17 protein-coding genes and 3 tRNA genes are annotated in these 20438 nt (G+C 46.1%); all 20 read right to left on the reverse strand.

Annotation, left to right across the window (positions count from 1 at the left end; genetic code table 11):
* Positions 1 to 116: 116 nt before the first annotated feature.
* A complete protein-coding gene (locus VN447_RS12520; RefSeq protein WP_325525691.1) occupies positions 117 to 416 on the reverse strand; it encodes a hypothetical protein in 300 nt (99 codons plus the stop codon).
* Positions 417 to 881: 465 nt separating this feature from the next.
* Positions 882 to 2546, reverse strand: a complete 1665-nt coding sequence (locus VN447_RS12525) for a hypothetical protein (protein ID WP_325525692.1) — start codon at positions 2544 to 2546, stop codon at positions 882 to 884.
* Positions 2547 to 2918: 372 nt separating this feature from the next.
* A tRNA-Arg gene (locus VN447_RS12530) sits at positions 2919 to 2994 on the reverse strand.
* A 26-nt stretch (positions 2995 to 3020) separates the two neighbouring features.
* Positions 3021 to 3094, reverse strand: a tRNA-Gly gene (locus tag VN447_RS12535).
* A 19-nt stretch (positions 3095 to 3113) separates the two neighbouring features.
* Positions 3114 to 3190, reverse strand: a tRNA-Pro gene (locus tag VN447_RS12540).
* 112 nt (positions 3191 to 3302) lie between these two features.
* Entirely contained in the window at positions 3303 to 3860 is a 558-nt protein-coding gene (locus tag VN447_RS12545; RefSeq protein ID WP_325525693.1) for a Fe-S-containing hydro-lyase, read from the reverse strand.
* A 13-nt stretch (positions 3861 to 3873) separates the two neighbouring features.
* The gene (locus VN447_RS12550) at positions 3874 to 4719 is read right to left on the reverse strand and encodes a fumarate hydratase (protein WP_325525694.1); all 846 of its coding nucleotides are present in this window, start codon (positions 4717 to 4719) and stop codon (positions 3874 to 3876) included.
* 14 nt (positions 4720 to 4733) lie between these two features.
* Positions 4734 to 5963, reverse strand: coding sequence for an NADP-dependent malic enzyme (locus tag VN447_RS12555; RefSeq protein WP_325525695.1), 1230 nt, complete (start codon positions 5961 to 5963; stop codon positions 4734 to 4736).
* Between the two features lie 81 nt (positions 5964 to 6044).
* Positions 6045 to 7469, reverse strand: coding sequence for an aspartate ammonia-lyase (locus VN447_RS12560; protein WP_325525696.1), 1425 nt, complete (start codon positions 7467 to 7469; stop codon positions 6045 to 6047).
* 187 nt (positions 7470 to 7656) lie between these two features.
* A complete protein-coding gene (gene citC, locus VN447_RS12565; protein ID WP_325525697.1) occupies positions 7657 to 8703 on the reverse strand; it encodes a [citrate (pro-3S)-lyase] ligase in 1047 nt (348 codons plus the stop codon).
* A gap of 135 nt (positions 8704 to 8838) precedes the next feature.
* Positions 8839 to 10386 (reverse strand): citrate lyase subunit alpha, encoded by a 1548-nt coding sequence (gene citF / locus VN447_RS12570; protein WP_325525698.1) that lies wholly within the window; start codon positions 10384 to 10386, stop codon positions 8839 to 8841.
* Between the two features lies 1 nt (position 10387).
* The gene (locus VN447_RS12575) at positions 10388 to 11257 is read right to left on the reverse strand and encodes an HpcH/HpaI aldolase/citrate lyase family protein (RefSeq protein ID WP_325525699.1); all 870 of its coding nucleotides are present in this window, start codon (positions 11255 to 11257) and stop codon (positions 10388 to 10390) included.
* A complete protein-coding gene (gene citD / locus VN447_RS12580; RefSeq protein WP_325525700.1) occupies positions 11257 to 11547 on the reverse strand; it encodes a citrate lyase acyl carrier protein in 291 nt (96 codons plus the stop codon). The genes VN447_RS12575 and citD overlap by 1 nt, the downstream gene beginning before the upstream one ends.
* 49 nt (positions 11548 to 11596) lie before the next feature.
* Positions 11597 to 12538, reverse strand: a complete 942-nt coding sequence (locus tag VN447_RS12585) for an alanine-tRNA synthetase second additional domain-containing protein (protein ID WP_325525701.1) — start codon at positions 12536 to 12538, stop codon at positions 11597 to 11599.
* 92 nt (positions 12539 to 12630) lie between these two features.
* Positions 12631 to 13878, reverse strand: a complete 1248-nt coding sequence (locus VN447_RS12590) for a methylaspartate ammonia-lyase (RefSeq protein ID WP_325525702.1) — start codon at positions 13876 to 13878, stop codon at positions 12631 to 12633.
* 217 nt (positions 13879 to 14095) lie between these two features.
* On the reverse strand, positions 14096 to 15547 hold the full coding sequence (locus tag VN447_RS12595) for a methylaspartate mutase subunit E (RefSeq protein WP_325525703.1): 1452 nt from the start codon (positions 15545 to 15547) through the stop codon (positions 14096 to 14098).
* Positions 15548 to 15571: 24 nt separating this feature from the next.
* Positions 15572 to 16954, reverse strand: a complete 1383-nt coding sequence (gene glmL / locus VN447_RS12600) for a methylaspartate mutase accessory protein GlmL (protein WP_325525704.1) — start codon at positions 16952 to 16954, stop codon at positions 15572 to 15574.
* A 15-nt stretch (positions 16955 to 16969) separates the two neighbouring features.
* Positions 16970 to 17380 (reverse strand): methylaspartate mutase subunit S, encoded by a 411-nt coding sequence (glmS, locus tag VN447_RS12605; RefSeq protein WP_325525705.1) that lies wholly within the window; start codon positions 17378 to 17380, stop codon positions 16970 to 16972.
* A gap of 5 nt (positions 17381 to 17385) precedes the next feature.
* Complete coding sequence (locus VN447_RS12610; RefSeq protein WP_325525706.1) at positions 17386 to 18363, reverse strand: GntR family transcriptional regulator; 978 nt, start codon at positions 18361 to 18363, stop codon at positions 17386 to 17388.
* 349 nt (positions 18364 to 18712) lie between these two features.
* On the reverse strand, positions 18713 to 20041 hold the full coding sequence (locus tag VN447_RS12615) for an FAD-binding oxidoreductase (RefSeq protein ID WP_325525707.1): 1329 nt from the start codon (positions 20039 to 20041) through the stop codon (positions 18713 to 18715).
* Between the last annotated feature and the right edge of the window lie 397 nt (positions 20042 to 20438).

Consider the following 20438-nt stretch of genomic DNA (forward strand, 5'->3'; position numbering starts at 1 on the left):
CAACCAAGTGAGTTGACTAAGAATGGATAGTGATGATCTATTCATGTAGACCGAATTATCTGTCTATTGACCACAGGCAATCAAGGGCCGGTCAACTTTTACTCTAGCAGAGGTGGTCAACTTTTGCGTTGACAAAACCACTGGTGTGTTGTAATAACTGTTTCTAATTCTTTATCATTTATTGCAAGACGATGTTTACCGATATGAGGATTATAATAATATAAACCACCGTGTATTTTTCTATATTCAGGTAACGATTCAACTGATTTGTATCCTTCAAGTTCATAAACTAACCAAGATTCAAACTCTGATAAGCCTAGCTTCTTTGCTATTAGAAGTCCTTTGAGTAATAAATCTGTTAATCGACTAGTAGAAGAGATTATTTCATTTTGAAAATCTAATACTACTGATGACATAGTATCATCTCCAATAGAAAGTTAACTAAAACCTAACTTCTTCACAGCTGCCTTCTTCTCCTGCTCGCCTGGCAGGGTATACAGCCTGGTGGTCACAATCTTAGAATAACCGGCCAACTTGGCGACTATTTTAAATTAAGCAATCCAATTTATTTTATAATTCTATTCAATAAATCCATGTTTCGGCCTGCAAAATCAAATGAATCAAAAGTAGTGACTGCCTCTACTATATAACGATTTAATTATATCAATTCTATATGTTCTATCCCTTATTGCATGCCTAAATTCCTTCCTTAGTAATATAAAGCAAAATGCCTTCCAAGGCTATAACCCTGGAAGGCTTGATTTTGCAACATTCTTTTTGGTGCGCCCGGCAGGAATCGAACCTGCGCTCCCGGCTCCAGAGAAAGTAACATTCAAAGGTGGCAAAGGCTTTATTATACATCTCACATGCAAATCACTTTATCACTCAACTGGAGCATGCTTGAAAAATAATCCCACAGGAGTGGCTTCTAATTTTTTTACTTGAGATTCAAGTTCAGCGTATTTTGCAGGAATCTCTTCGAACCTTTCTTTAAAGTTGGGAACACCAATTGTCTGCTCCATCACAGTCTTTATGAGGCTTACTAATGGAACGCCGCAGGCAGCTGCAATCTCCACAAAGCCATAAGTCATACAAGTAGCAAGCTCGACTTTGCCAAACCTTATTTGCTTATCTTGCAACTCTTTAATCTTATTCAGATGCGAATCAAATGCAAATTGAATATTAGAAATAACTTTGTTACTAGTAATGTTGAAGTCGTCGGGATTAGTCTGGAGAATCTCGGAAATTCCGGTTGATAACATAGCACGAATTTCGGGAAGAGCCCCTTCTTTCCGCATTTCTATCAATGCAGAAGCTGGCACATTGCCCAGCCACGCCATTTTTCCGGTTACGGCATTCTGTAAACCTCTTGTAATATGGAGTGTCCGGACTGCATCCGGATTTAATCTTTCAGCATCATATTCCAATTTCCACTGTAGAAAACGCCATGAAGTCGGTGCATCGATTATTGGAGTTCCATGTAGACGACGACTCCGAAACAATGTGTCGTTAGCTTGGAACATCCTGCCGGTCGACGAGAATAAAATTGCTCGACCTGCATGCTGGTCGCCAAACATTCCTGAGTAATGCTTTATGTGCCTTATCAGTTGCTCTTCTGGACTACCGGTCCATTCTATGTCGAACAGAAGACGGTGCTTGTCCCGTAGCGCCTGAATAGCATCAGCCGGAGCTTGCAGCGGCTCAATAAATTCTTTTATTTCTTCTAAAGCGGTAAAAGTACGTCCAAAGAGTTTTCCCATATGATGTAGGGTATCTTGGTTAGCTAATCCGGTTAGAAACTCCTTATCCCACTCATTGAAAAAAATGCTATCAGGTACTATTGCAACTATTGGTGGGTCTACATAGGCCAAGGCTAAATCCTTATATTGCAAGATATTTAAGGCATGCTTTACAAGATAATAAACCTTTTTGCTATTCGAAATAGAAGTAAATAGTGGGTTTGTCCTCATGAACGGGTCAGGCAGAAGAATTGTATCTACATATACCCCACATGTAGATGCTATGTTCTGTTCATAAGAAGGAAACAGATCTCCCCCAAATACTCCCTTCAAGCATTGCATATCCTCTGCGTGAATGTTGGAGATTTCATGAGCCTCGGCCCAAAGGTCTTGTATAACTTCTAAAAAGTTCGGCAGTCCCTGCATTATATCCGAGACCAAATCTGGCTTACTTGAAATGAAAGAAGCTACATCATGGGGGTTGCTTTTTTCTTCAATCATCAGTTTATGAAACTCGTGGAAGTTAATTTCCACAGCACTAAAATACATCCGCTGCAATTCATTTAAGGATATTACTTTTTTAGTTTCTTCCCTGTCGTGCATAGAAGTAACCGCTAATGCAAGTGCCCTAACGCGCGAATCAACCGTTGATAAATCAACCTTACCATCAGCTCCAATTCGAACGGCCATAAGGCTATCTCGTACCCCATCCGCCATAGCTGCAGAAAACTTAACCTTTCCTTCCTTCATGGCCTCTTGCAAAATCATTAGCCGACGGTGCAATTCTGCATCATTCTCGCTGCTCACATTATCACCACCAAACAAGATTATCTCTATAATTTTGTACCAAAGTATACGATGCTAAAATAACTTTTCAGTATCTATGACTATTTTCTTTACTTGATACATTGTATCCTGCTTTATTTTACATACTGTAAAATAAAGCTTAGCCGATAGCAGTGCTTATGGCTAAGCCCCTCTCAGTATCTCCCGTAATGAAGAATAGTCACAACTTTGTAAAGCTAGAAATGCGAATATGTCAATAACAATGTCTCTCTTAATTTCAGATCGTCAACTTATTTCTACTAATTCTAGTCAGTTAAATATGTTATGCCCCACAGATTGCCCCACAAACAATAAAAAAACCTCCCGGTATATCCGGGAAGCCTTGATTTCAACTGGCGCGCCTGGTACGAATCGAACGTACGACCAACCGCTTAGAAGGCGGTTGCTCTATCCTCTGAGCTACAGGCGCATTTTATATGTTTGTTGAAAATAAAATGGAGCGGGTGAAGGGAATCGAACCCTCGTAGCTAGCTTGGAAGGCTAGTGCTCTACCATTGAGCTACACCCGCAACGAACATTTTAATTAAGTGGTCGGAGCGGCAGGATTCGAACCTGCGACCCCCTGGTCCCAAGCCAGGTACTCTACCAAACTGAGCCACGCCCCGTAGTCACAAAACATATTATACTTATTATTGGGCTGTTTGTCAAGCAGGGATTTTTTACGTATTTATGAAGCTGCTGCCAGCGCCGTTTCTGTGCTGGCAGCAGCCATTGGTTTTATAGGTCGCGGTATTTAGACTGTCCTTCAGTGTAAAAGTTGCGTCCCTCACTGTCGATAACAACAATTGCCGGGAAATCTTCAACCGTCAGGCGAGATAAGGCTTCAGCGCCAAGATCCTCATAAGCCATGATCTCATATTTCTTAATAGTCTTTGCAATAAGCGCAGCGGCCCCACCAGTTGCTGCGAAATAGACTGCGCCGTGCTGTTGCATGGCATTAACCACTTCGGGTGAGCGATAGCCTTTGCCGATCATGCCACGTAACCCTTGGTCAAGTATCCGCGGGGTATAAGCATCCATACGGCCGCTGGTAGTCGGGCCGGCAGAACCGATGGCTTGACCTGGTTTAGCAGGTGCTGGGCCGACATAGTATACAATTTGGTCAGTGAAATCAACTGGTAGCTTTTCACCAGCATCCAATGCTTCCACCATACGCTTGTGAGCCGCATCCCGGGCAGTATAAATGGTACCGGTAATGAGAACAAAATCGCCGGCTTTGAGCTGGCGGGCTTTATCACTCGACAGCGGGGTGACAATCTTAATTGCTTCTTTCATTTCTAGTCCCCCCTTATAATTCCACTTCGGCATGACGGGTGGCATGACAGTTGATGTTGATAGCCACAGGCAGACCGGCGATGTGTGTTGGATAGTATTCGATATTGACAGCAAGCGCTGTCACCCGGCCACCAAGACCTTGCGGGCCTACACCGGTTTTATTGACAAGCTCTAAGAAATCCTGTTCGAGTTTGGCATAATCAGGATGGGCATTGCGTTCATTAATAGGACGCAGCAATGCTTTTTTAGCGATAGTCGCTGCTTTTTCCATGGTTCCGCCGATACCTATACCGACAACAATAGGCGGGCAGGGATTAGAACCCGCGTTAAAAATGGTATCGACAAGGAACTTTTGGATTGCAGGCAAACCGTCCGATGGCTTAAACATCTTAAGCGCGCTCATATTTTCGCTGCCAAAGCCTTTAGGCGCTAATGTGATTTTTATTTTGTCACCAGGAACAATGCTGGTATGCAACACTGACGGAGTATTGTCCCCAGTATTTTTGCGGTTAAACAGTGGTTCAGCAACAACTGATTTTCTCAAATAGCCTTCGGTATAGCCTTTGGCTACTCCGGCGTTGACAGCATCAACTAAGCTGCCACCGGTGATGTGTACATCCTGGCCAACCTCCATGAATATAACGGCCATGCCGGTATCCTGACAGATTGGCATTTGCTCATCACGAGCAATGCAGGCGTTTTCTACCAGTTGTCCAAGAATAGCTTTGCCTAACGGGGATTCTTCCCGTTCCTGGCCTGCCTCTAATGCGGCGCGAATATCGTCAGATAAGTAATAGTTAGCGTCGACAGCCAGCTTAGCAACAGCTGCCGTGATTTGCGAGACGTCGATTGTACGCATTCTTTCCTCCCTGCTTAGCGATTCCGCTTGATACGTTCTGCTGTTTTCTCCCGAATGACTTCAGGGTCAACTTTAATCCTTGCTACCCCGGTCTCCATGGCGGCCTTAGCTACTGCGGCAGCCACCGCTGGGGCAACACGCGGGTCAAAGACATCAGGTACGATATAATCTTCCCGGAGTTCATTTTCGGGAATTAGGTCAGCAATAGCGTAAACAGCGGCTATTTTCATAGCTTCATTAATTTGGCGGGCTCTTACATCAATCGCTCCCCGGAATACTCCTGGGAACACAGTAACGTTATTAACCTGGTTAGGGGCATCTGAACGTCCGGTTCCGGCAATTCTTGCTCCAGCGGCTTTAGCATCGTCATAGCTTATTTCCGGAACAGGATTAGCCATTGCAATAACAATAGCATCAGGATTCATATTTTTAATAATCTCTTTGGTAAATGCGCCAGGAGCCGACACACCGATTAGAGCATCCGCATTTTTGGACACAAATTCCAGATTACCTTCAAGCTTAGTCAGGTTGGTGACTTTGGCAAGTTCGGTCTGAACCCGGTTCAGACCAGGCATACCTTTATAGAGGGCACCATGGATATCAACCATGATTACATTTTTGGCACCGGCGCTAACAAGCAGGCGGCCAATGGCAGTACCGGCGGCACCAGCGCCGTTAACGATAATTTTGGCTGTAGCCAGATCTTTTTTTACAAAGCGCAGAGCGCCGATAAGTGCTGATACACCGGCAATGGCTGTTCCATGCTGGTCGTCATGAAACACCGGAATATCCATTTGCTCTTTTAACATATCTTCAATATCATAACACTTGGGTGACGAGAAGTCTTCCAGGTTGATACCTGCAAAGGTGGGCTGCAGAAGTTTGACAGTTTCAACTATTTTGTCCGGGTCCTTGGTGTCAAGGCAAATAGGTACAGCATCCACGTCGCCAAATACTTTAAACAGCACGGCTTTGCCTTCCATTACCGGCATAGCAGCTTCAGGGCCAATATCGCCAAGCCCCAGCACCCGGGTGCCATCTGAAACAACAGCGATCATGTTGCCGCGACAGGTAAGCTCAAACGATAGGTCTTTGTTTTCTTTAATGTCTTTGCAGGGCTCAGCAACCCCAGGCGTATAGGCCAAACTGAGATCATGCCGGGAAGACATCGGTACTTTTGAGGCGACTGCCAGTTTTCCTTGATTTTCCCGGTGAAGTTTTAATGCTGCTTCGCGTATGTCCATGTTATTACCCCCATATATTTTTTAGCAGTTTGTCTGAACATCTTAAATTCCCATGACTTGGTATAACTACGATTTATACCATCAGGCAATATCCTGGCCAGTGTGATTTAAATATTGCTTGCCAGCAATGCCTGGCTTGGTCATTTCGCCTGGCGATAGAATAACCTCAAGCTGCTCGGCAGGAATAAGTCCTTTGGCCTTGATAATTTCCTTTACCGGGCGCGAGGTATTAATGGCCTCTTTAGCGATAATTGAGGCTGCTTCGTAGCCGATGTGAGGCAACAAGGCTGTGATAACACCAACACTGTCATCCACCATCTGTTGGCAGCGGCAGTCATTGGCGGCAATGCTCATAATGCAGCGGTTATTGAAAGTATTTACAGCGTTAGTTAATATGGTAAGCGAATTAAAGAGATTATATGCGATGACAGGCTCCATAACATTAAGTTCAAACTGTCCGGCTTCGACTGCCAGGCTGACTGCCTGATCATTGCCGATAACCTGAAAAGCAACCTGGTTAACCATTTCAGGAATAACCGGATTGACTTTGCCTGGCATAATAGACGAGCCAGGTTGCATAGCCGGCAGGATTATTTCATTAAAGCCACACTTAGGTCCTGAAGCCATCAGTCTTAGGTCATTCGCCATTTTTGACAGGCTGAGGGCACAGACCTTAAGAGCGCTGGAAAACTCGGCCAACTCATCTGTATTTTGAGTTGCATCAATCAGGTTTGGTGAAGAAACAAACGTCTCGTCAGTCAGCCAGCAAATCTGGCAGACAACCTCTTCAATATATTCAGGCTCGGCATTCAAGCCAGTACCAACAGCGGTAGCCCCCATATTAATGGCTAGTAAATTCTGCATAGCCCTGTGTACACGCTTAGCAGCCCGTTTAATCCCAGCAGCGTAGGCAGCAAATTCTTGACCCAAAGTAATTGGCACAGCATCCTGAAGGTGGGTGCGGCCCATTTTGAGGACATGGCTAAATTCATCGGCTTTTCGGGTTAGACTATCTGCCAGCAGGGTAAGCTCATGATGTAGACGGGTCGCTTTCTGGACGGCAGCAATTCGAATCGATGTAGGAATAACATCATTGGTCGACTGAGCCATGTTGACGTGGTTATTCGGCGATACCACTGTGTATTCGCCTTTCTGGTGTCCCAGAATCTCAAGTGCGCGGTTGGCAATTACCTCGTTGGCGTTCATATTCATGGAAGTTCCGGCACCGCCTTGAATGGCATCAACAACAAACTGCTCATGCCATCTGCCATTAATAATTTCGGCTGACGCCTGGGTAATAGCAGCACCAATATTGGTCGGCATACGGCCTGTTTTCATATTGGCTTTTGCTGCTGCTTTTTTTACAATGGCAAGCGCAACAATGAATTCTTTATCTAACTTGTGACCGGTAATCGGAAAGTTATGAACAGCCCGCATGGTCTGTACACCATATAATACTTCGTCAGGTAACTCAATTTCCCCAAGAAAATCGCGTTCAACACGCATTAGTTTATCCTCCTGTAAGATAAGACCTGGCCTCAGCCGTATCCTTTTAGGCATGGCCAAAACTGTCAAGTCATATCGTCAATGAATTGTCAAAATAATTATACCACGTATAATGTATTTTGTATACACAATCTATTGACATATAACTGTTATCTTTTGGAGAATTGAGGTGATATTTATCGATATGTTAATGTCGCGAATAGCTATTCTTTATACGGGCAATGACCGGCTGGGCCTCAGGTGACATCAGATACCGATATGTTGTCTCAGGAACCAATTCTTTAACAGCAGACCAGTCTTCTTGGCGGATGAGTTCCCGTACTCGCGAAGCACTAATCGCCTCGCCACCAGTCTCAATGCGTGGCATAATTTCCAAGCCAACTCCGTGTTGAGGCAATATATCAGCTAACGCCTCATTATACCCGCAGGTTGTTGTGCAATACGGCTCATCGCCTACATAACGCCTGGTAATACCAAGCGCCGGGGCAATATAGCGGGCAAAGATTGTGGCATCAAGGCGTGTCTGTGCTTTAGCAGTGGCTTCGCCCCTGGTAAAGTAGCTGGGAAATGTCGCGGAAGAAACAATATATTTACCTGCCGGCAGCACTAAAACATTGTTGTACTCAGCCAGCCCCTCCCGGACTAACTGCAAGCGTACCGCGAAGGGAAAAAGCGATTTATCCTCACTGACGACAAGGACAACAACGCCCTTGTTTTCACTGGCTGCCCGGGAGATTACCGCCTTGTGCCCTAAGGTAAACGGATTACAGTTGACGACAAGCGCAGCTCTTGCGCCTGCAGGTAGAATTTCGGCCTTTTTTGCTATTTCCTGGCAGTAGTCGTCAATGGAACCTAACCCGGACTCTAATAGAACGGCAAAGGGCTCACTCCGAGCTACTTCTTTAAATCCTAATGCAGTAAACATGGGTGCGGCACTGGGCTTGGTATAGATAAAATAGTGGTAAATACCACGCTGCCCAGCCTGCTGCATAAGATGACTGACGACATTGGCAGTCAGTCCCTCACCCTGCAGATGGGGTGAAACGGCAATATTGCGCAATACTTCCCCTGCTAAGGAACCAGTAGCGATAATCTCCTCATTCTGATAAAAAGCTACTGTATAGTCGACAGCACCGTCGAAGGTCAGATCAAAACCGGCCAGAAAAGTGCGGACGGCCTCAACTTCCCGGGTACTATCAAGATTAATCTCTCTTATATCATAATTAGCCCACATACCATTACCTCCTTATCACCCGTATAGCCGCAGTAAGACCGAGATTGCCAAGCTAGCGATGACCGCTGGATGAGTGTGTTCTCCCCTTTGATCATCGCTAGCTTGTGTGAAGCAATCTTGTTTTATTTCTTTATGCTATCTTACTTGCCTTACCACATCAATTACTGTACCGTCACGATACTCGACAACGGTAACAACTTTATCTTGTGTTGTTACATTTTCGGGTACACCGGCAATTTTTTCTGCCAGTGCTTTTAGTTCTTCTACAGTTTTTAGCGGTAATCCTGCTGCTTTTAATTTTTCATATAAATCAGTACGGCGCGGGTTAACAGCTACACCGCGTTCAGTAACCAGCACATCCACAGTCTCTCCCGGGGTAGTAGCAGTCAGTACTTTGTCCATAATGATGGGCAAACGGCCGCGCAGCAAATTGGCAACTACAATAGTTACTTTCGCTCCAGCGGCAGCATCACTGTGTCCGCCGGAACCGCCCATAACAACACCGTCTGAGCCTGTTACCACATTAATATTAAACCCGGTATCAATCTCAGTAGCGCCTAACACAACTACATCCAGTTTATTTACAGCGGCGCCCAGGTTAAACGGACTGGCGTAAAAATCAGCGCCCACTTCCAGGTGATTGGGATTTGCCGCCAAAGAACGTACTGCATCAAGATCAAAGCCCTGTACATCGATAAGTTTTCTAAACAGTCCGCTTTCCAGCATCTCGACCATATAGCCGGTTATGCCGCCTAGTGCAAAACTGCCGGTAACGCCTGCCTCTTCCATCATCTGCCGGACATAGTAGGCAGCAGCAAGGGACGCGCCGCCTGCGCCGGTTTGGAAGGAGAAGCCGTCTTTGATAAGTCCGGCGGCTTTAATCACTTTGGCGGTGGTTTCAGCGATTTTAAGGCCAACCGGGTCACGGGTTATTTTTGTTGTGCCTGAAACGATGCCTTTAGGGTCGCCAATACAATCAACTTTAACTACATAATCCACTCTCGTTTGTGGGATAGATATTGGCGATAACGGAAACGCCATCAAATGATCAGTAATGGCGACAACGTGGTCGGCATACTGAGCATCAGGAATAGCGTAGCCAAGCGAGCCGCAGGCCGCCGGGCCTTCAACGCCGTTTATGTTACCATAGTCATCAGCCGCTGGTGCAGCAATAAAGGCTACGTCAATTTTTAACTGGCCGCATTCGATGGCTCTAGCCCGGCCGCCGTGCGTTCTCAGCACAACAGGACGGGGAAACACACCGCGGGATACCGCTTGGGCCACCGGCCCTGACATATAGTTAGTATCAAGCCCTGTGACTACACCACTCTTAACATGCTCTACGATTGGTGCATGTACAGGGAAAACTGAGCTTAGAGCAACGGTCAGGTTCTTAAGCCCCATTTTAGCGGCAACAGCCAACACCATGTTGACAACGCCGTCGCCATTTCTTAAGTGATGATGAAACGACAGCGTCATACCGTCAGTAACAGGAATACGCTTAAATACTGTTTCTAAGTCTGCTACCAGCTTTTGCTCACTGGGTAAAATCCGTTTCACTTTTGGTGCTTGGCGCGGCATATCTGGCACAGTGGCAAATGCACCGGCAAAAGGGCGCACCTTGCCGTATCCTTCAACATATTCAGGCAGGTTACGGCCGATAGCGTTTGTTAATTGATTCATATTAAGCCTCCTCTGCCAGGCCCAGTATACGGGCCAGATACAGTATGCGCTCCGCTCTGGCGACAATCGGTGCATCAACCATTTTGCCGTCAAGGGAAGCCACGCCTGAACCTTCGGCTTCAGCCTTGCGGATGGCTTTTATCACCCGCTCAGCCCAGTCAATCTCATGTTCAGTTGGGTTAAATACTTTATGGATATCGTCAATTTGACGGGGATTAATGGCCAGCTTGCCTTTAAAACCAAGTTGTTTGGCTAGCGCAGTATCGGCCAGCAGGCCGTCCCGGTCGTTAACATCAGTAAAGGGCGTATCAATTGACTGAATTCCGGCAGCAGCTGCGCTGTTAACCACAATTGTCCGGGCGCTGAAAATCTCAGTACCTTCTTTAGTACGTTTGGCTCCCAAAGACGCCGTATAGTCCTCAGCACCAAAAGCCAGTGCCACCACCCGTTTGTCTGCCTTAGCGATACGATAAGCTTCAGCTATGCCGCATGGGGTTTCTAAGAGCGCGATGAGTTTAACCGGCGTTTGCCCCGGTGTTTCGGCTGCAGCTACCAGACGAGCTACTTCTTGGATATCTTCCGGGCTTTCGACTTTCGGAACTAGGATGGCGTCTGGGCGACACGGCACAATATCTTTAATGTCCTGACGCGCGAACGTATCAAGCGGGTTAATACGCACTACCTTTTCACTGGCACCGTAGTCAATTGTTTTTAACGATTGAGCAACGAGCAGCCGTGCGGCGTCTTTTTCCTGGGGAGCAACAGCGTCTTCAAGGTCAAGAATAATGGCATCAGCCCCGAATACGCCGCCGTTTTGCAGCATGCCAGGGTTGTTGCCTGGCATAAAAAGCATGGTCCGGCGCAAATCCATTATATCAGCTCCTTTTCGAGAATGACACCGGCCCTGGAAAGAGCTGCCAGAGTACGGGCCTGGATCGTACAGTCAAGCGCCCCCCGGTCAACGGCCTTGATGTATATGTCAGTAGCGTTTTGCTCGGTAACTACGGCGGCAATTGTCTTGTGAATAGCCTGACCGTATTGAGCCAGAACAATGCTTTCAATTTCAAGGACTACACCACTGCCTTGAGCGCCGGGCGCCACTGTTATCATAATGTCGTTGGATTCAAGAGTACCGGCTTGCGCCGGTTTTAGTTCATTCATATTAACCTCCTTAAGAAAACAAGACTGATTAGCATATCATTAATCAGCCTTAGCAATTGACGGTGTTTAAAAGCGTAAACCCATCAAGCGTATCGGACATTGGACCAACAAGGCCGATAATGAGGTATGTCCGGGTTTTAGGGTCAAATTTATATTCAGGGATAAGACGGAAGTTTTCAATTTCTTCAGTATTGCGCACATGGGTACGCGGGCCGGAACATGACCAGGTCATGTCACCAATCTTAATATGACCTTCATCACAATAGCTGATGTTTATTTCTTCTTCAATCAGTTTTTTTACTTTACGCTCTACTTCCGCTAAATCTGCCGACAATTCCAGCGGGTATTCCAGCACAAAGCCATGATGCACATCGCGATGCCGAAATTCCAATATTGCGCCATAGTCGTTAACTAAGATGCGGTTGGTAAGGTCTTCAGCCGTATGAGCCATTTTGCGATATTGCAGGGTTTTGACAACAACGTCCCGTATTTCTTGCGGCACAGGCCCGAATACGGTTGGCCTAACAACAATAACCTCGCCACCAACGCCGATGAGCACATCGGCGTTGGTTTTGAGTAAGGGGTACAAAAGATCAAAGTGTTCCACGATGACCCGTTTATCATGAGCCAGCGCCTGACGAACGGCCTCAGCCAAAACATGTATTTGCGTAAACGCCAGTTCAAACCGCATATCGATATGATAGGTATGACTGGAGAAAAATCCCCTGTCAATATTCTTGAGAAGAGGCAGCGGCCTGATGTTAACGCCGTCGTCATCGTTAGTAAGTTCCAGACCAGGAAACATGCCTTTTACCATCGATGACTTACCAGCGCCCGCATCGCCGATGATGCCGATAAGACGATCAAGTGGCGATAAATAGCGTTCGCTTAACTGCTGCCCCAGGATATACATCCGGTTGCGGCCACGCGGCGCAAAGTAGCTGGAATACATGAGTTGATCGCCAAGGCCTAGCGTAACGGTGGATTTCATGAACAGGTACCCCCTCAAACAAACTGCTATAAAGCCCCGTCTGCATCGTCCGGTACGCCTAGCACCCGGAACTTTCTAGCGGTTTTTAAATATTAATGTTTACGAGCTTTGCGCACTGCAAGAATGCGCTGCATTTCATTATAAACAATCATATAGCCTTCGTCTACGCCCATGCCTGGTTTAGCCAGCATTTGCACAGGTTGGGTAGCCATAGCGATATGGACACATACCTCAGCTGAGCGGTTAGTCTCATTGCAAGTGCCGCCTTGATAAGCGCCAACACCTTTTTGTTTGCAGTACAGTACAGCTTCAATAATATTGTTAATGCCGCCAAGGTCAGGGGTTTTGATCTGCAGCATATCGCCAGCGCCTTTGTCAGCAAAGTCTTTAATATCTTCAAACGTATTGCACCACTCGTCAGCCACGATTTCAACATTAATGTTCTCTGTGTGGAGACGGGAAGTGATCTCAGCAAGCACTTCAATCTGCTTTTCACGGTCTTCAACATCGACTGGGCCTTCAATGCGGAGTTTGAGCGGAGCAGCGGCTTTTTCGAGTTGGCGGAAATATTCTACCATGCGTGCAACATCATTTTTGAACGCCAAACCAATTGTGCCATATACGTCAATATGGAGTACAGGAGCATAATCAGCAGTAGTCTTGAGCTTAGCTACACGATCACGAAGCCAGCCAACATATTCTAACAGCAGTTCGCCGTTTTCTCCCAGCTTTTCTTTAACATTGTTGATAAGACCATGTGGCAATACTTCAGCATGCTTAATAATCATTTTATCAACATTATTATAACGGTCATCGCCCGACTGGGTAAAGATAGCAATTCCTTTGTCGCTTACTTGGGTGTTATATTCGTCAGCAATGACTTCGCACATAAGTTGTTTTTTTGCTTTAGCTACAGCATCCAGAATAGCTTGGGTTACGCCATAACGCAGCGCAGTATGAATCCGTTTGCCGTTTTCGTAGTTCAGGTTGTCGATTTCTTCAGCCAGTTGTTTGAAAGAAGCCAGTTCGCGGCCAACAAGGCGAGGTTTAATCATCTTTTCAATAACTGGAATAAAGTCTTCAGCCAGGAACAACGGGTCACGTCCGCCCGCACCGCTATATTGAACGGCAGCGCAGTCGCCATAAGCAATCTGGCCGTCTTCTAAAATAATCATAACAGATACGGCTTCGCCGGCTTGGCGTACAGCCTTAAAACCATCGGTAACAGGTTGTCCAATATAGGTAAAGCCATCATGAGCGGCACCAGCTTTAATCGCCCGCTGGTCGTCAAAGTAAAAACCGGTACGGCCTTTTGCACAAACTACGTCAAGTATTTTCATTTATATTCTCTCCTTATTATTCGTAATGTGAGAAATAAGAAAGGCGAGATTGTTTCACTTCGCTTACAATGACGGCAGATGAGAACGATATCCCCTGTTCATTGCTAACGTTGTTTGGCAATCTCACCCCTGTCTGTTGATCTTATCAATTCGAATCAGCAACTGAGCTGACTCGCTATCCGATTCTCCGATGCTTCAGCTAACTGAATTAGATCAATTAGCGCGGGCGTCCTACCAGATTACCTTTGGAGATAGCATAGATATCATCAATAACCATTTGGAAGCTAGGTGCACGACCTTCGGCCTTGGCCCGCTCAGCCATCTTGTCCTGATGGAAAGTAACAAGGTCTGGAGTGAACGGCAGGTTGCCGACATCGAACAAGCGCACAGCGCCGTTGTTATCACGGGCAGGCAGAATTTTATTCAGGCTGAACTTGCTAGGTGCGAATGGCACGTCAAGCACACCGGCTTCGAAAGCACGAACCGCACCGATGGCATAATCGCTGCCGCCCAGTTCAAATACCTTATCAAGAATGCAGCGAGTTTCGGCTTTAATGATATTGATTTCAAGCTCTAACTCAGTTGTCATTGGGAAAGCTTGGTCTTTCAGCATGTTAATCATTTGTTTAGTAGTACGAAGACCCTGAGCGTTGGCTTCCTTAGTAGGAATACCTAATGCTTCATGCGGGGTCTTAACAATAACTTTGGTGGCCTTAGCCAGGGCCGCCGTCGCCGCACCCCAGGAAATAACGCCAAATGCTTTTGCCTCATCTTGGGGGAAGCCACCCATCCACTGATGGAATACGGTGGTAAGTACGCAATCGTTATAGCCATGCTTGTTCATATATTCTTCAGCAAGCTGCTCAAGGGCTCTAATGGCGGCAATATCTTGAATCAGATTGCCACACTGGCCATAACCCAGGGTAATATTCTTTACGCCTTGTTCAGCAGCAAGAATGCCTTCAATAATGGCTACCGAGTGGGAAACACTAGGCGGTACCAATGTTCCTGTTAAAGGGCCAAATGGTTCGCGATTGATTTCGATGCCATGTTCAGCATAAATACCAATCATGCGGTCGCAATACTGCCAGTCGTAGATAGTCTTTTCTAAAGAAACGCTTTTAGCGTAAGGAATGTTATAGGAAATGCCGCCACCCTCGTAGGAGGTATAACCGGCTGCAATCGTGATTTCACCTAAGAGACGGGCATCAGGTGTGCCATGACGAACCTGCAGCGGAGCGTCAACACTTTCAACAACCCGGCGCACGCCAGCTACACCGTGGTTAACAGCCGGGAAGCCGTTTAACAGGGAACGTCCGGCTTTTAGGCTTTCTTCAATGCCGTTTTGCGCTTCTTTATATTGGTTCTGACGGGTATAGCTGTCAATGGTGCTTGGCAGAAGATCGGCTTCCCCTTCAGTTTTCAAGAAGTTCAACAGGTTAATATGTTCATCGATGAGCGCAACACCAGCACGCGGCTGAGTCAGGGTTTCACCGTTTTTCTTAGCTTTAACCAGGCGTTTGGCAAAATGGCGTTTGGCCGGGATATTTTCATGGTATTTTACGGCTTCTTCAAAATTAACGTCTTTGCCGGTTGGCCAGTGAGTAAGGACTTCTTGGCGGGTGGCATAAAACTCGTCATGAGTCCACTTTTTATTTTTAAGTTCCATGTGGCAAAAGCCTCCTCTAATCATCTATTTCTTTACAATGTATTTTTTCATCATTCGTACAGCCACTGCAGGATATTCTTCCCCTAAAAGGCCCATAGACGCCATGATGTAATCTTTGTCAATGAGAAACTCGGGCTGCTGTGGCTTGAGTACCTCAGGGTCAGTTTCGTCAAACAATATACCCTTCAATATTTCTTCTGGTTCAGGATTGTTGACAATGACCCCGCCTGTACCGATAACTGTGGCGACTTTGGTCAGATCCTTACCATTTTGGACATGACTTATGCCAAAAGGCGTATAGTAGACGACCAGATGCCCCACATGTCTCTCAGCACTCAATCGCACACAGGCTTTCCCCATGGCAATCTCAATTGCCGCTTCAGCCTCTGATTCTGGCAGGTGGTCGATATCAGCTTCGACTCTGGCAACATAAGCTGCTGCTTCCTCTGGAGTAACTCCGGCATAACTGGCAATCATAGCAGCTCCGGCTGCTTTTAGCAGTGCTCCAGCGCTGTAGCGCATGCCTAGGTCACCCTCAACTGTGCGTTTGCCAAACGGTTCAGCCAGGCCTTTTAAAGATACCCCGCCAACCGTGGGGTCGCCCTTAGCGATAGAATACACATCAGTAGTTGCCCCACCAATGTCCATAACCATTAAATCGCCCAAGCCTTTTTCCCCACCGCCGCCTTGGCTTAACAACTCGGCGGCTTTGAGAACTGCTGCCGGTGTCGGCATAACCAGCCGGTCAACCATTTTGTTGGCACGGGTTAGCCCTTTTGCTTCAGTTATCCGCTTCAAGAATATGTCACGAATGACAACACGGGCCGGCTCAATATTGAGTTCATCCAGTTTTGGCATAACGTTTTCGGTCGGCCGCACTTCAGTAAGTTTTTCTGACAGAATCTTAACCACTGTCGGTGTAACTGACTTGTTGCCAGCTACCACAACCGGTACATCCATCCCAAGCTCGGCCAGCATTTTGGCATTATGCACAATGACTTTCTGATTGCCGCCATCGGTACCGCCAGCCAAGAGAATGATATCTGGCTTTAGCTCGGCGATTTCTTCAATCTCATATTCACTTAATTCATGGCTAAATACCTTCAGTACCTTAGCACCAGCACCCAACGCCGCGCGTTTGGCCGCTTCAGCAGTCATCTCTGGCACTAAGCCGACAGCGATCATTTTAAGGCCACCGGCGGCGCTTGAGCAGCCCAGCACTTGGCTGAATTCAAGTTTGCCTGTTCGTGCAAACAGTGCCTCTAACGCCTGATTAAGGCCGTCCATGATATCAGTTTCGACAGTAGTAATACCTCGGGCAGTGCCTAGTACTTGCTCTTGATCAATGTCTACTGCTGTAATTTTGGTATAAGTACTGCCGAAGTCTATGAGCAATACGTTATTCAAAATACAAGACCCCTTTTATTTCAAGTCCTCTTGCAGGTCTGCGAGCACTTTGTCAGGCAGCGTGCCTGGCTCATACACTTTGTCATACCCCATGGCGAGGAACTTTTCTTCAACTTCTTTAAAATCTGTTTTACCGACAACCAGGTTGCCGCCAACATAGAGCAGGATATCTTCAATACCGGCTTCACGGCAACGGTCTCTTAAGCCGCGGCAGTCAATTTCACCGTGACCATAGAGTGAAGCCACAAGAATTGCTTTAGCGTCAGTTTCAATGGCGGCGTTAACAAATTCCTCTTGCGGAACCAGTACGCCCAAGTTAATTACCTCATATCCGGCAGCGGTAAGCGCATGATTGAGGATTTTGTTGCCAACAGCGTGACAGTCAGCGCCAATTACGCCTAATATAACCTTTACCTTGTTTGTCATTTCCACTACTCCTTTGCTTTATCAGATTCAGCAACCAACCGGCTAACAACCTGCTGGAGCGATCCCTGGTCGATTTCATAATAAAAAGTGATGATATCCTGTGTTTCATCTGCTGCTTGGCGTACAGTTTGTTGCACAGCTTCGGCAGTAACAATCACATTATGCTTCGCTATGCATTGCTTAACCTGTTCCCGGTCATTGCCCACACATGGTATTAGCTTGATACCGTTGCAACCAATCTTGGTCAGGAGCCGGTTCAACGCATTCACAAATTCCTGGGTTTTGGCAACAACAGCCACCTCAGTCCCTGCGGGTAAACGGGCTAACTTGATTACCGCTTCCAAGTTTGGCGTAGTAGCTACAGCCATCAACTTGGTGCTATTCCCAAGAATTTCAGCAACATCTGACTGATGTTCCATTGTTGTCACAACCAAATCGCAAGCGGCTAAAAATTCCGGCTTCACAGTACCTGCCATTAGTTCGGCCAGAGTAATCGATTCAAAGTGTACTTGGGTAACCTGCCCAAGTTGAGCTATAAACCGTTCAACATACTCTAAGGTACAATCAACAATGGCCACTCTGAGTTCCCGGACATCAAACGTCTTTTCCTTGGCCCTGATAGCGACAATAGTTGCAAACTGTTCAACTGTAAAGCCAAATTCTACTACTTGCACCATAGCTGCATCAATGACTTTGAGCGCCCGTTCGAGCCTGCTTCCTGCAACATCAGCACCGGCCGCCATTGGGTCAGTAGTCTGTTCCCGCACAAAAGTGCCGCGACCTTGCTGCGCCTCAAGAACGCCCTCTAAAAGCAGTTCTTTATAGGCTGCGCTAACAGTATTCCGGCTAATGCCCAGTTGTTCTGATAACTGGCGCTCAGTTGGCAGCTTATCACCGTGTTTGTAGTAGCCTGTCTTTATTTTGTCCAAAATGAGAGCTTTCACTTGCAGATAAATCGGCACGCCAAGTTTTTGCACAATCACAGCCATCACCCTAACAATTGGATTAATGGATTAATCCAATTCTGTATTACATTATTATTATCCCATAGCATGTGCCAAAAAGCAAGAAAATTCTACAAAGAAATTCAGAATAATAAAGAAAAATCTGCTTCAACTTGCCGCGATGTTCTACACATTTGCAAGTTGAGGCAGATCTAATGAAGCATATTACTAATACGGAAAATAAAGGGGAATTGTCTGGCTTGGCTGCTCGCTGCGGCCAATAAAGGTTACGCGGCAATTTGCCCCTCACCCTCTTGCCTGATAGCAAGATCGAAATCAATTTCAGACTGTAGACTAGCCGTAGGGACTTCGGCTGGTCTACTTTTTTTCATAAGGGAAGCTTTATACTTTGGGGGAAGCGGAATATATTACAGGGATCATATGCTTTCTTTACATCCTGCAGTCTGCGCAGGTTCCTACCGTAATATTCTTGCTGATAATTCGGTGTTTCGCTATAAGGAAAGTTTATATACGATCCCCGAGTAATTGGGTATATATAGTCAAAACCAGCCAGTACCCATTCCCTGTGGGGTCCTGCTTCGTTTTTCTTTTCCCACGACGACGCAACAGCAATTATATAATTAGCCTGTCTATAGGCGAAGGCTGTCTCATCTGCTTCTATATCTCGGACGGCTCCTCCCAGCGAATATACCCGTATAGAAGAATTTTGGACGGAAGGTGCTATATCTATGATATCAATGAGTCCCTCTAATTCCTCTTGCGAGAAATGCCTCTGGACAAATCTTCCTGCCACCTGGAACGCTTCCCGCTTCGGATAGATTGCCGCAATTCTTTTTACGGCGTCAATGAACGGGATATATTTAATATTTTCAAAAGTTAAACCTGGTATATCCAGTAGCGGCTGCAAAAGTTGTCTAGCCTCTTCCCACGTCCCGTAAAAAAACGCATTCACCCACGCTCCCAACTTATATATTCCGCCGAATAAGCTTAGACGACGATCCAGATGAGGCAACCAGTCCTGCCATACCTGTAGAAATTTCTTTCTGGCCGCCTTATTATCATCCCATCTAAGCTGAATTAAGGTTATTTTGTCTACTTTTTTTTTCAACTGAAATTCGTATTCAGTTACAACACCAAAATTGCCGCCACCTGCTCCTTTTAAAGCCCAAAACAACTCTGAATTGCAATCGTTATCTGCAGTTAACTGCCTTCCCTCAAAATCGATCATGGTTGCCTTTAAAAGACTATCCGCTGTCAAACCTAAGTAGCGGGTGGATAACCCTATACCACCGCCCAAAACCAGCCCGGATATTGCTACCGTTGGACATGTTCCACCGGGAAAAGTAAATCCGTATTTATATAGATACTCATATAGCGGCAATAATCTCGCACCCGCCTGTACCGCTACAGTGTCTTCACACGTATTTACTTGCATTTTATTCAGGGGGGAAGTGTCTATAACCAATTTGCATGTGCCAGTTGAGTATCCCTCATAGTCATGGCCGCCAGACCGAACCCGCAGTTCTATCCCTTGTTCTCTTGACCAAAGTATCGCATTCGCTACGTCGCGGGAATCAAAACAATACACGATAATGGAAGGATATTTGTTTATCGCTATATTGTACTCTTGCCTGGCTTGCTCATATTCGGGGTCACCTGGTACTACGATCTTCCCAGTTAGCCCTTTACATTTCAAATTATTCACCTACCTGATTGCTTTTTATGTATACTATGTTAATTAGCTACTTTGTTGCTACATATAACCCTCCAGCTAGACATAAAAAAAATGGAAATAACCCATATCGAGTTAATCTCCATTTTTATATAAAGTATTCTGTTAACGCTTATATATAACCAATCCCGCACCGCTAGACCCGCTACGTTTCAAGGATGATAGTTTTCCCTGTATCGGGTCAAACGGCGAAGTTTAGTGCAGTATCTATCGATTACTTACTCAACTTTCGCAGCACAAATTTGGCAGGTAAGCCTTGATATAGCTGGGTAGTCCTGCAAACCAGTGCTGTAGTTGACTTTTGATTAGCTTCACGACTGATTTCTTTACCTTTTTTGAAACATCATTCAATATCTCAAGC

It is taken from the genome of Sporomusa sp. (assembly GCF_035561155.1).
Lineage (GTDB): Bacteria > Bacillota > Negativicutes > Sporomusales > Sporomusaceae > Sporomusa.

Excerpts from the sequence above, each read along its gene's own strand:
- citC (WP_325525697.1), bottom strand. The coding sequence starts at position 8,703 with ATGTGGGCTAATTATGATATAAGAGAGATTAATCTTGATAGTACCCGG.
- citF (WP_325525698.1), bottom strand. The coding sequence starts at position 10,386 with ATGAATCAATTAACAAACGCTATCGGCCGTAACCTGCCTGAATATGTT.
- VN447_RS12595 (WP_325525703.1), bottom strand. The coding sequence starts at position 15,547 with ATGGAACTTAAAAATAAAAAGTGGACTCATGACGAGTTTTATGCCACC.
- VN447_RS12585 (WP_325525701.1), bottom strand. The coding sequence starts at position 12,538 with ATGAAATCCACCGTTACGCTAGGCCTTGGCGATCAACTCATGTATTCC.
- VN447_RS12560 (WP_325525696.1), bottom strand. The coding sequence starts at position 7,469 with ATGCGTGTTGAACGCGATTTTCTTGGGGAAATTGAGTTACCTGACGAA.
- citD (WP_325525700.1), bottom strand. The coding sequence starts at position 11,547 with ATGAATGAACTAAAACCGGCGCAAGCCGGTACTCTTGAATCCAACGAC.
- glmS (WP_325525705.1), bottom strand. The coding sequence starts at position 17,380 with ATGACAAACAAGGTAAAGGTTATATTAGGCGTAATTGGCGCTGACTGT.
- VN447_RS12575 (WP_325525699.1), bottom strand. The coding sequence starts at position 11,257 with ATGGATTTGCGCCGGACCATGCTTTTTATGCCAGGCAACAACCCTGGC.
- VN447_RS12520 (WP_325525691.1), bottom strand. The coding sequence starts at position 416 with ATGTCATCAGTAGTATTAGATTTTCAAAATGAAATAATCTCTTCTACT.
- VN447_RS12550 (WP_325525694.1), bottom strand. The coding sequence starts at position 4,719 with ATGCGTACAATCGACGTCTCGCAAATCACGGCAGCTGTTGCTAAGCTG.
- VN447_RS12545 (WP_325525693.1), bottom strand. The coding sequence starts at position 3,860 with ATGAAAGAAGCAATTAAGATTGTCACCCCGCTGTCGAGTGATAAAGCC.
- VN447_RS12555 (WP_325525695.1), bottom strand. The coding sequence starts at position 5,963 with ATGGACATACGCGAAGCAGCATTAAAACTTCACCGGGAAAATCAAGGA.
- VN447_RS12590 (WP_325525702.1), bottom strand. The coding sequence starts at position 13,878 with ATGAAAATACTTGACGTAGTTTGTGCAAAAGGCCGTACCGGTTTTTAC.